Origin of the sequence: Pseudomonas oligotrophica, from assembly GCF_021726475.1 — a bacterium.
GTDB classification, from domain to species: domain Bacteria; phylum Pseudomonadota; class Gammaproteobacteria; order Pseudomonadales; family Pseudomonadaceae; genus Stutzerimonas; species Stutzerimonas oligotrophica.
This window is the reverse complement of record NZ_JAKJRU010000004.1, coordinates 174,654-186,589: the sequence shown is the minus strand read 5'-3', so window position 1 is coordinate 186,589 and position 11,936 is coordinate 174,654. Positions and strand designations below refer to the sequence as shown.

The 11,936-nt window shown below is 63.0% G+C and carries 9 protein-coding genes; 2 read left to right on the top strand and 7 right to left on the bottom strand.

The genetic code is table 11. From position 1 onward, the window contains the following. The first annotated feature begins 11 nt into the window (after positions 1–11). On the top strand, positions 12–290 hold the full coding sequence (locus tag L3N39_RS10260; protein WP_048330477.1) for a peptidylprolyl isomerase: 279 nt from the start codon (positions 12–14) through the stop codon (positions 288–290). Here the strand turns inward: L3N39_RS10260 and zapE are convergent. Continuing rightward, entirely contained in the window at positions 278–1,417 is a 1,140-nt protein-coding gene (gene zapE, locus L3N39_RS10255) for a cell division protein ZapE (protein WP_237257231.1), read from the bottom strand. The genes L3N39_RS10260 and zapE overlap by 13 nt on opposite strands. A 354-nt stretch (positions 1,418–1,771) precedes the next feature. On the opposite strand from zapE, the gene L3N39_RS10250 reads away from it, so the two are divergent. Continuing rightward, positions 1,772–3,361, top strand: a complete 1,590-nt coding sequence (locus L3N39_RS10250; protein WP_237257230.1) for an ABC-F family ATPase — start codon at positions 1,772–1,774, stop codon at positions 3,359–3,361. Between the two features lie 123 nt (positions 3,362–3,484). Here L3N39_RS10250 and L3N39_RS10245 read toward each other — a convergent pair whose 3' ends face one another. The 6 genes from L3N39_RS10245 to tig all read right to left on the bottom strand — a co-directional run bounded on the left by L3N39_RS10245 (position 3,485) and on the right by tig (position 11,889). Then, a complete protein-coding gene (locus L3N39_RS10245; RefSeq protein WP_237257229.1) occupies positions 3,485–5,338 on the bottom strand; it encodes a SurA N-terminal domain-containing protein in 1,854 nt (617 codons plus the stop codon). A gap of 203 nt (positions 5,339–5,541) precedes the next feature. Continuing rightward, positions 5,542–5,814 carry a nucleoid-associated protein HU-beta gene (hupB, locus tag L3N39_RS10240; RefSeq protein WP_003282502.1) on the bottom strand — a complete coding sequence of 91 codons (273 nt, stop codon included), beginning with the start codon at positions 5,812–5,814 and terminating at the stop codon, positions 5,542–5,544. Between the two features lie 133 nt (positions 5,815–5,947). Then, positions 5,948–8,344 carry an endopeptidase La gene (lon, locus tag L3N39_RS10235; RefSeq protein WP_237257228.1) on the bottom strand — a complete coding sequence of 799 codons (2,397 nt, stop codon included), beginning with the start codon at positions 8,342–8,344 and terminating at the stop codon, positions 5,948–5,950. Between the two features lie 126 nt (positions 8,345–8,470). After that, positions 8,471–9,751, bottom strand: coding sequence for an ATP-dependent Clp protease ATP-binding subunit ClpX (gene clpX / locus L3N39_RS10230; protein WP_237257227.1), 1,281 nt, complete (start codon positions 9,749–9,751; stop codon positions 8,471–8,473). 99 nt (positions 9,752–9,850) lie between these two features. Next, positions 9,851–10,489 carry an ATP-dependent Clp endopeptidase proteolytic subunit ClpP gene (gene clpP, locus L3N39_RS10225; RefSeq protein WP_237257226.1) on the bottom strand — a complete coding sequence of 213 codons (639 nt, stop codon included), beginning with the start codon at positions 10,487–10,489 and terminating at the stop codon, positions 9,851–9,853. An 89-nt stretch (positions 10,490–10,578) separates the two neighbouring features. Next, a complete protein-coding gene (tig, locus tag L3N39_RS10220) occupies positions 10,579–11,889 on the bottom strand; it encodes a trigger factor (protein WP_237257225.1) in 1,311 nt (436 codons plus the stop codon). Positions 11,890–11,936: the final 47 nt, after the last annotated feature.

Sequence of the window (11,936 nt, the reverse complement as noted above, 5' to 3'; positions counted from 1 at the left end):
AGGACAGCGACATGCCCAAAGCCATGGCCCGCCACATTCTGGTCAAGACCGAAGCCGAAGCCGCGCAACTGAAGAAGCGCCTGGCCAACGGCGAGGCGTTCGACCTGCTGGCGCGCAAGTATTCGACCTGCCCGTCCGGGAAGAAAGGCGGCGACCTCGGCGAAGTGCGCCCTGGGCAGATGGTGCGCAGCATCGATCAGGTGATCTTCAAGAAGCCGCTGCGTGAGGTGCATGGCCCGGTAAAGAGCCAGTTCGGCTATCACCTGGTGCAGGTGTTCTACCGCGACTGACTCAGATGCCCGTGGCCGAAGCGCCTCAGCTGCATCTCCCGCAGCCGGCTCAGCGTGCGGCGGAACGGGAACGCCAGGTACCCCTCGGTGTACAGCTCGTCCAGGGCCACCTCGGCTTCGATATACAGCGGAATCCGCCGGTCGTAGCACTCGTCGACCAGGGCGATGAAGCGTCGCACCGCATCGTCCCGCGCGGAGAGCCGTGGTAGCTGGCGGTCCCCGGCTGCCACCCGCGCGGCTCCATCCTCGGTGCCGCGGGCGATGCGCCCCTCGCGCTGCGTGCCACCGAGCCGCGGCACGTCACCAATCAGGATCGCCGCATGGCGGTCGCACAGCTCGATAAAGTCCAACGCCGAGAACGGCTGCTCGCAGAGATCGGCGAAGCGGCACCAGAGCACCGATTCGCTACGCCGCACGACGTCGAGCTGGCGACGGCTGAGGCCCAAGGGCTCGGTGCTGACCGGTCCATTGGCCAGCGCAGCGAACGTCGCAGCCAGCGCGCTGCCACTGTCGGGCTGGGCGATCCAGTAGCGCTGCAGCGCCGCGCCGGGACGCAGGCGGTGATCGGCGCCACCATCCACATCCACCACATGCATGTGCTCCACGATGGCGTCGATGGCCGGCAGGAAGCGCTCGCGATTGAAGCCGTCGGCGTACAGCTGCTCCGGCGGCTGGTTGGAGGTGGCGACGATCACTACGCCCTGCTCGAAGAGCACCTGGAACAGCCGGCCGAGGATGATCGCGTCGCCAATGTCGCCGACGAACAGCTCGTCGAAGCACAACACGCGAATCTCCTCCGCCAGCTCACTGGCCAGGGCCTGCAGGGGATCGGCCGTGCCGTTGAGCTGGAACAGGCGGATATGTACCCAGCGCATGAAGTGGTGGAAATGTTGGCGTCGCGCGAGCACCTGCAGGCTGGTATGGAATAGGTCCATCAGCCAGGTCTTGCCACGCCCCACCGGGCCCCAGAGATAGACGCCGGCCGGCGAGGCCTCGCCGGCCTCGGTGTGCAGCTGCTCATGGCACTGCTGCAGCAGTTCGACGGCCTGCCACTGGGCTGCATCGTGGACGAAACCGTTGCGGTCGATGGCCTGGCGATACAGGACGAGCGGTGATGAGGTGAGCATGCTGGCGGGCCGTTGTAAGGACGCGGCGATGGTAACGCAGCGACGGCCTGGCAACCTGTACCCTGGTCATGTCACGGGCCAGTTCGCGCGCGCCGTTTCGTCGGCCCGACACGGCGATGCGCCCGTTCAAGGGCACCACACGCTGTGGATCATTCGCTCAAGTGCTACCATGCGCGCCGCATCCGGCCGCCCGCGTCGCCAACGACGTCTCCTCGATGAGCTTCCCGATCCATGACCGGCTGCCTGGCGGCAATCGACCGCACGCGCCGACTCCGGCCGCAAAGCCGCGCGCGGGCAGCCCGGGCCACCCTGCGGCTGCCACCAAGCCCTCTGAAACCCGCGAGATAGAGCCTCTTGATTTCAACCGCTAATATCACCATGCAGTTTGGCGCCAAGCCGCTGTTCGAAAACGTTTCCGTCAAGTTCGGCAACGGCAACCGCTATGGCCTGATCGGCGCCAACGGCTGCGGCAAGTCGACCTTCATGAAGATCCTCGGCGGTGAGCTCGAGCCGTCGGCAGGCCAGGTCATGCTCGAGCCCAACACGCGCCTGGGCAAGCTACGCCAGGACCAGTTCGCCTATGAGGACTTCTCGGTGATCGACACCGTGATCATGGGCCACGAGGAGCTCTGGCAGGTCAAGGCCGAGCGTGATCGCATCTACGCCCTGCCGGAAATGAGCGAGGACGACGGCATGAAGGTCGCCGAACTCGAAGTCCAGTTCGCCGAGTTCGACGGCTACACCGCCGAATCGCGCGCCGGCGAGCTGCTGCTCGGCCTCGGTATTCCGCTCGACCAGCATCTCGGTCCGATGAGCGCGGTGGCACCGGGCTGGAAGCTGCGCGTGCTGCTGGCCCAGGCACTGTTCTCCGATCCGGAGGTGCTGCTGCTCGATGAGCCGACCAACCACCTGGACATCAACACCATCCGCTGGCTGGAAGGCGTGCTGACCGCCCGCAATTCCACCATGATCATCATTTCCCACGACCGTCACTTCCTGAATTCGGTCTGTACTCACATGGCGGACCTGGACTACGGCGAGCTGCGCTTGTTCCCGGGCAACTACGACGAGTACATGACCGCCGCCGAACAGGCACGCGAGCGACTGCTGGCAGACAATGCCAAGAAGAAGGCGCAGATCGCCGAACTGCAGACCTTCGTCAGCCGCTTCTCGGCCAACGCCTCGAAGGCCAAGCAGGCCACCAGCCGCGCACGACAGATCGACAAGATCCAGCTCGAGGAGGTCAAGCCGTCCAGCCGCGTCAGCCCCTTCATCCGCTTCGAGCAGCAGAAGAAGCTGCACCGCCAGGCGGTCACCCTGGAAAAGGTCAGCCAGGGCTTCGACGGCACGCCACTGTTCCAGAACCTGTCCATGCAGATCGAAGCCGGCGAGCGGGTGGCGATCATCGGCCCCAACGGCATCGGCAAGACGACCCTGCTGCGCACCCTGGTCGGCGAGATGCCGGCGATGGGCGGCGCGGTGAAGTGGACCGAGAGTGCCGACGTCGGCTACTTCGCCCAGGACCATGCCGAAGACTTCGAGGACGATGTCACCCTGTTCGACTGGATGTCGCAATGGACCCAGGGCGGCGAGCAACTGGTGCGCGGTACCTTGGGCCGCATGTTGTTCGGCAACGACGAGATCAAGAAGTCGGTCAAGGTCATCTCCGGCGGCGAGCAGGGCCGGATGCTGTTCGGCAAGTTGATCCTGAAGAAGCCCAACGTGCTGGTGATGGACGAGCCAACCAACCACCTGGACATGGAATCGATCGAGGCGCTGAACCTGGCGCTGGAGAACTACCCGGGCACGCTGATCTTCGTCAGCCACGACCGCGAGTTCGTGTCCTCCCTGGCCACCCGCATCATCGAGCTGTCGGACAACGGCGTGACCGACTTCAGTGGCACCTACGACGACTACCTGCGCAGCCAGGGCGTGGTCGTCTGACACGCAGCCGAAACGACAAGGGGCGGGATCGGCCCGGCTGACGCCGGGCTGTCCCGCCCCTGTTTGTTTCCAGGCTTCCTGGGCTCGTGCCCGGCAGCTTCGCCAGGCACGTCCGCAGCCTGATCAGAAACGCTCGATCTTGGCCTCGCTCTGCAGCAACTGGCGGAAGGACGCAAAGTCCTGCTGGCCGATGCGCGAAGCCAGGAAGCGGCGATAGCTGCGCTTTTCCTCGTCGGAGAGCGACTGCTCCGGCTCGTTGACACCCTTCAGGCGCAGCACCACGTAGTCACCGTTCTCCAGCGACAGGCCCATGTAGCTCGGCTTGCCGTCCTGCTCGGGGCGCGGCATGCGGAACGCCGCCTGCAGCACGACCGGTGCGATGCCTTCCTGGGCACGCGTGGCCGCCTCATGGGTTTCCCAGCTGCCGTCGGCCTCGCCGTTGTCGCGCAGCTTGGCCAGCAGGGCTTCGCCATCCTGCCTGGCCTTCTCGGAAGCCTTCTGCTGGCGCAGCTGCTGGACGATCCCCTCGCGGACTTCCTCGAGCGGCCGCAGCTCGGGCTGCAGGTGCTGCTTGGCACGAACGACCACCACGGTATCCGGGTCCAGCTCGATCAGCGAGCTGTTGGCGCCATCGACCAGCACTTCATCGCTGAATGCGGCCTGGATCACCTGGCGATTGGCGGCAATGCCCTCGCCACCCTCGCGGCCGAACGCAGCCGTGGTCTCGACCTTGAGGCCCAGTTCCTGCGCCGGCTGCGCCAGGTCGGACGCTTCGAACGCCGCGTCTTCCAGCTGCTTGGAGGTCTCGACGAAGCGCTGCTCGACCTGCTGCGCCTTGAGCTCGCGCAGCAACTCCGGTTTCAGGCTCTCCAGGCTGGGTACATCGGGCGACTGCACGCCAAGCAGCTTGATCAGGTGCCAGCCGAACTCGGTCTTGACCGGCTGCGAGACCTCGCCCTCCTTGAGCGCGTACAGCGCCTCTTCGAAGGCCGGGTCGTAGACGCCAGGGCCGGCGAAACCCAGGTCGCCACCCTCGCTCGCCGAACCCGGGTCCTGCGAGAACTGCCTGGCCAGGTCGGCAAACGGCTCACCGGCCTGCAGGCGACCGGCGATCTCGTCCAGCTTGGCCTTGGCCTGCTCGTCCGACAGTTCGGCAGTCTCGATCAGGATGTGCGCCGCGCGACGCTGCTCGGCCAGGTTGGCGATCTGCTTCTCGTAGAGCTCCTGCAGCGCCTGCTCGTCGACGTCCACCTGGTCGAAGAAGGCGTCCTTGGTCAGTTGCACGTACTCGAGGACCACCTGCTCCGGCGAGCGATAGCGGTCGGCGTTCTGCTCGTAGTGCTGCTGGATCTCCTCGTCGCTGACCGTGACGTCGTCGACCGAAGCCTTGACGGCCAGGGTGTCGAAATCGCGGGTCTGCATCTCCAGGCGCGCAAAGTCCTCGACCTGCTGGTCGGTCACGAACCCCGTCCCGGAGATCCCGGCGCGCAGCTGGCCGATGAGCATTTCCTGCTCGAGCAGCTGGCGGAACTGGATGCGCGAATAGCCCATCTGCTGGATCACCTGGTCGAAACGCGCGGCACTGAACTTGCCGTCCACCTGGAACTCCGGCGTCTGCAGGATGAGCTGGTCGAGCGCCTGGCTGGAGAAGGCGAAGTCCGCTTCGTGCGCGGCGTGCAATAGCAGCGTGCGGTCGATGAGGCCACCCAGCGCAGCGTCGCGCAGCAGCCGGTCGTCGAGGGAAGCGGCATCGAAATCACGCCCGAGCTGCTGCGCCAGCTGGCGACGCTGCATGTTGACCGCCTGGTCGAGGTCGTATCGGGAGATTGGCTCGCCATTCACCTCGGCGGCGTTCTGCTTATTACCCGCGGAATTGAAGATCGCTTCGAAACCGGTCAGCGCCAGCAACACGATGATGAGACCGATGATCGTCTTCGCGATCCAACCCTGAGAGTTGTCCCTGATGTTTTGAAGCATGCATCCCCCGAGGAAGCAGCCACGTGGTGAATGACGTGACGTGGGTCGTTACCGGATAAAAGAAAGGCGCATCCTGGGATGCGCCTTCTCGGAGCTTTTGGAGCGGATGACATTCCCCCAAGCCTCAGCGTCGCAGGCCCGGCCTGCAATCGCTTCTCCGCTCCTGCCGCGATCCCACAAGGACCGCGACGGATCGAAAACGCTTAGTTGACGGCGTCTTTCAGGGCCTTGCCTGCCTTGAAGCCGGGGATCTTGGCGGCAGCGATGTTGATCGGCTTGCCAGTCTGCGGATTGCGGCCAGTGCGCGCAGCGCGCTCCTTGACAGCGAAGGTGCCAAAACCAACCAGCACGACGGAATCACCAGCCTTCAGGGCGCCGGTGACGGACTCGATCACTGCATCCAGCGCACGGCCAGCAACAGCTTTAGGAATATCAGCAGATGCAGCGATAGCATCGATCAGTTCCGACTTGTTCACTCTAAGTCCCCTTATTTCTGTTGAGTCGTATCTTTAATTTTGGGTGCAAGCAAAGCTCTGCGGGAATGGCTTTTGACACCAGGGGCCGGCTCATGACAGGGGCACCACGATAGTGTCAATCAAGCCGCTCCGCCTAATGCGTGCTGATTCGCTCCTTGGAATCAGACTCGCGCTTGTCTTCCTTTGCAACTATCTCGGGAGCCGCATCGGGCAAGGGCTCCGGCGCGTATTGCAGCGCAATTTGCAGGACCTCGTCAATCCACTTTACCGGTTTAATCTGTAGGTCCTGCTTAATATTCTCAGGAATCTCCTTCAGATCACGCTGGTTTTCCTCGGGGATGATAACGGTCTTGATTCCGCCTCTGTGAGCGGCCAGCAACTTCTCCTTGAGGCCGCCGATGGCCAGTACTTGGCCACGCAAAGTGATCTCGCCGGTCATCGCGACATCGGCCCGTACCGGTATCTGCGTCAGCGCCGAGACAAGTGCCGTGCACATGCCGACACCGGCGCTGGGACCGTCCTTCGGCGTCGCGCCTTCGGGCACGTGGATGTGGATATCCTGCTTCTCGTGGAAATCCGGTGCGATCCCCAGGCTGCGGGCGCGGCTGCGCACCACGGTAAGTGCCGCGGTAATCGACTCCCCCATCACCTCGCCGAGCGAGCCGGTCTTGGTCAGACGTCCCTTGCCGGGAACCACCGCGGCCTCGATGGTGAGCAACTCGCCACCGACCTGCGTCCAGGCCAGGCCGGTAACCTGGCCGATCTGGTCCTGCTGCTCGGCGAGCCCGTAGCGGAACTTGCGCACCCCGAGGAAGTGCTCCAGCGAGTCCGGCGTGACTTCCACGTGGAAGCGCTTGTCGGTCGCATGTTCCTTCACCACCTTGCGGCAGACCTTGGCCAACTGGCGCTCCAGGCTGCGCACGCCTGCCTCGCGCGTGTAGTAGCGGATGACGTCGCGAATGCTCTGCTCCTGGAATTCCAGCTCGCTCTGCTTCAGGCCGTTGGCCTTGATCTGCTTGGGCGCGAGGTAGCGTGTCGCGATGTTGACCTTCTCATCCTCGGTGTAGCCCGGCAGGCGGATGACTTCCATCCGGTCCAGCAGCGGTGCCGGGATGTTCATCGAGTTGGCCGTGCAGATGAACATGACGTCCGACAGGTCGTAGTCGACTTCCAGATAATGGTCGTTGAAATTGTGGTTCTGCTCCGGATCGAGCACCTCGAGCAACGCCGAGGCCGGATCGCCGCGCATGTCGCTGGCCATCTTGTCGATCTCATCAAGCAAGAACAGCGGGTTGCGCACGCCGACCTTGGTCATCTTCTGGATCAGGCGACCCGGCATGGAGCCTATGTAGGTACGCCGGTGACCGCGAATCTCGGCCTCGTCACGCACGCCGCCGAGGGCCATGCGGACGAACTTGCGGTTGGTCGAGCGGGCGATCGACTCGGCCAGCGAGGTCTTGCCGACACCCGGCGGGCCAACCAGGCACAGGACCGGGCCCTTCAGCTTCTTGACCCGTTTCTGCACCGCAAGATACTCGAGGATCCGGTCCTTGACCTCTTCCAGGCCATAGTGGTCGGTATCCAGCACCTGTTCGGCCTTGGCCAGGTCCAGGCGAACCTTGCTCGCGGCCTTCCACGGTACGTTCACCAGCCAGTCGATGTAGGTACGCACCACCGTGGCTTCGGCGGACATCGGCGACATCTGCTTGAGCTTGTTGAGTTCGGCCTGGGCCTTGGCGTATGCATCCTTGCTCAGGCCGGCGTTCTCGATGCGCTTCTTCAGCTCGTCGATCTCGTTGTGGCCTTCGTCTAGATCGCCCAGTTCCTTCTGGATCGCCTTCATCTGTTCGTTGAGGTAGTACTCGCGCTGGCTGCGCTCCATCTGCTTCTTCACACGGCCACGGATGCGCTTTTCCACCTGCAGCAGATCGATCTCGGCATCCAGCAGGGCGAGCACATGCTCGACCCGTGCGGCCAGGTCGGTAATCTCAAGGATTTCCTGCTTCTGCTCGATCTTCAGCGCCATGTGCGCGGCCATGGTGTCGACCAGGCGCGAGGGCTCGTCGATGCCGGTAAGCGAAGAAAGCACTTCGGCCGGGACCTTCTTGCCCAGTTGCACGTACTGTTCGAATTGGCTGAGCAGGCTGCGGGTGAACACCTCGGCTTCGCGTTCCTCGACCTCGGCCTCCTCGACCAGGCTGACCTTGGCACGGCAATGCTCATCGACTTCGAAGAAGCTCTCGATCTCGCCACGCTGCTCGCCTTCGACCAACACCTTGACGGTGCCGTCGGGCAGCTTGAGCAGTTGCAGCACGGTGGCCACGGTGCCCACGCGGTACAGGGCATCCTCGGCAGGATCGTCGTCGGCCGGGTTCTTCTGCGCGACCAGCAGGATCTGCTTGTCGCCAACCATGGCCGACTCGAGAGCTTCGATGGACTTCTCGCGCCCGACGAACAGCGGGATCACCATATGCGGATAGACCACGACATCGCGCAGGGGCAAGAGGGGCAATTCGATGGTTGTCTTCATAATTCAGCTCTACGACGGCCTTGCGGCGGTAAACGGACGGGCGTACCCATGCACCTAAGATGGGGGCAGGCCCGTTAAAAAACAAGAAGGCGAAAAAACGAAGGGGCCCGAGGGCCCCTTCGTGCATCACGCCTCTGGCGCAGCCTTGGCTGGCGGCTCGCTGCTCTCGTAAATGAGCAGCGGCTTGGACGAGCCCTCGATCACGCTTTCATCGATGACGACCTTGCTGACGTCCTTCTGCGAAGGAATCTCGTACATCGTATCGAGCAGCACGCCTTCGAGAATCGAGCGCAACCCACGGGCGCCGGTCTTGCGCTCCAGCGCACGGCTGGCGATCGCCTTGAGTGCATCGGGCCGGAACTCCAGCTCGACGCCTTCCAGCTCGAACAGCTTGGCATACTGCTTGGTGAGCGCGTTCTTCGGCTCGGTGAGGATCTCGATCAGCGCCGCTTCGTCGAGTTCGTCCAGCGTCGCGATCACCGGCAGGCGCCCGACGAACTCGGGAATCAAACCGAACTTGACCAGGTCGTCAGGTTCGACCGAACGCAGCGCCTCGCCGACTTTCTTGCCCGGGTCCTTGCTGCGCACCTCGGCACTGAAGCCGATGCCGCCTCGGGTCGAGCGCGCCTGGATGACCTTCTCCAGCCCGGCGAATGCACCGCCACAGATGAACAGGATGTTGCGGGTATCGACCTGCAAAAATTCCTGCTGTGGATGCTTGCGCCCGCCCTGCGGTGGCACCGAGGCCACGGTACCCTCGATCAGCTTGAGCAGCGCCTGCTGGACGCCCTCCCCCGACACGTCACGAGTGATCGACGGGTTGTCGGACTTGCGCGAGATCTTGTCGATTTCGTCGATGTAGACGATGCCCATCTGGGCCTTTTCCACATCGTAATCGCACTTCTGCAGCAGCTTCTGGATGATGTTTTCCACATCCTCGCCAACGTAGCCGGCTTCGGTGAGCGTCGTGGCGTCGGCAATGGTGAACGGGACATTGAGCAGGCGGGCCAGGGTTTCGGCCAGCAGGGTCTTGCCCGAACCGGTCGGACCGATCAGCAGGATGTTGCTCTTGCCGAGCTCGACCTCTTCCTTCTTGTCGCGCTGGTTCAGGCGCTTGTAGTGGTTGTACACCGCTACTGCCAGGATCTTCTTGGCGCGCTCCTGACCAATGACGTACTGGTCGAGGATGCCGCTGATCTCCTTAGGCGCAGGCAGCTTGTGCGAGCTGCTCTCGGCCTGTGCTTCCTGAACTTCTTCACGAATGATGTCGTTGCACAGGTCGACGCACTCGTCGCAGATGAAAACGGAGGGACCGGCAATCAACTTGCGCACTTCATGCTGGCTTTTGCCGCAGAAGGAGCAATAAAGCAGCTTGCCGGAATCCTCGCCGTTGCGGGTATCAGTCATTCGATCGATCCAATCGGGGGAGCTTGAAAAACAAGATGAAGGCAATCGTGGGCTTTTTCAAGCCCACGCAGACAGCCGCCCAAACGGGCGGACAGGTGATCAGACGGCCAGCTGGCGCTGGGTCAGGACCTGGTCGATCAGGCCGTACTTCACGGCTTCGTCGCCGCTCATGAAGTTGTCGCGGTCGGTGTCGCGGGCAATCACGTCGATCGGCTGGCCGGTGTGCTGGGCAAGCACCTTGTTCAGCCGCTCGCGGATGGTGAGGATCTCGCGCGCGTGGATCTCGATGTCCGAGGCCTGCCCCTGGAAACCGCCCAGTGGCTGGTGGATCATCATGCGCGAATGGGGCAGGCAGTAGCGCTTGCCCGCCGCGCCGCCCGCCAGCAGCAGCGCGCCCATGCTGCATGCCTGGCCGATGCAGATGGTCGACACGTCCGGCTTGATGAACTGCATGGTGTCGTAGATGGACATGCCTGCGGTCACCGAGCCACCGGGCGAATTGATGTACAGGTGAATGTCCTTTTCCGGATTTTCTGCTTCGAGGAACAGCAGCTGGGCGACGATCAGGTTGGCCATGTAATCCTCCACCTGGCCGACCATGAAGATCACCCGCTCCTTGAGCAGCCGGGAGTAGATGTCATAGGCGCGTTCGCCGCGAGCGGACTGCTCGATCACCATCGGGACCAGGCCGCCTGCAGCCTGAATCTCCGGAGCCTGCATGAAAGAATTGCGGGACATGTTCCAACGATACTCCCTATGTCATGCCTCAAACACATAAGCCAGCACGAGGCTGGCTTATGTTTGTGCACTCGAGAAAATGGAAGAAATCAGGCGGCTTGCGGGGCTTCCGCAGGCTTGACTGCTTCTTCGTAGGAGACCGACTTGTCGGTCACTTTGGCCTGCTGCAGAACAGTATCTACAACTTGTTCTTCGAGCACAACCGAACGCACTTCGTTCAACTGCTCGGCATTCTTGTAGTACCAGGCCACCACCTGCTCGGGCTCCTGGTAGGCCGAAGCCATCTCCTCGATCAGCTCACGCACGCGCGCTTCGTCCGGCTTGAGCTCCTTCTGCTTGACCACTTCGGCGACGATCAGGCCCAGCAGCACACGGCGCTTGGCCTGCTCGCTGAACAACTCGGCCGGCAGCTGGTCGGGCTTGATGTTGCCGCCGAACTGCTGGACGGCCTGGACGCGCAGGCGGTTCACTTCGTTGTCGATCAGTGCGTTGGGCACTTCGATCGGGTTGTTGGCCACCAGGCCTTCCATCACCTGGTTCTTCACCTTGTTCTTGATCGCCTGGCGCAGTTCGCGCTCCATGTTCTTCTTCACTTCAGCGCGGAAGCCATCCAGGCCGCCTTCCTGCACACCGAACTGGGCGAAGAACTCTTCGTTGAGCTCCGGCAGCTGGGGCGCTGCGACACTGTTGACCGTGACGGTGAACTCGGCGGTCTTGCCGGCCAGGTCGAGGTTCTGGTAGTCCTCGGGGAAGGTTGGGTTGATCACACGCTCTTCGCCGGCCTTGACGCCAACGAGCGCGTCCTCGAAGCCCGGAATCATGCGACCCGAGCCCAGCACCAGCTGGGTGCCCTTGGCCGAACCACCGGCGAAGGCCTCACCATCGATCTTGCCGACGAAGTCGATGTTGACCTGGTCGCCATTCTCGGCAGCACGCTCGACGGTCTCGAAGCGAGTGTTCTGCTTGCGCAGGATGTCCAGCATGTTGTCGACGTCGGCGTCGGATACTTCGGCCTGCAGGCGCTCCACCTCGATGCTGTCGAAGCCGGCGACTTCGAACTCGGGGAAGACTTCGAAGGTGGCGACGTATTCCAGGTCCTTGCCCTTCTCGAATACCTTCGGCTCCACCGACGGAGCGCCAGCCGGGTTCAGCTTCTCGGCCACGACGGCTTCATAGAAGGTGGCCTGGATCAGGTCGCCGAGCACTTCCTGACGGGCGGAGGCTTCGTAACGCTGACGGATCACGCTCATCGGCACCTTGCCGGGACGGAAACCGGGGATCTTGGCACGGCTGGCGGTCTGCTGCAGACGCTTGTTGACTTCGGTCTCGATGCGCTCGACCGGCACGCCAATGGTCATGCGGCGCTCAAGAGCGGAGGTGCTTTCAACAGAAACTTGCATGGATTTTCCTCGTTGCACAGACATAAGCCGGGCGTTCCGGCGCCAGA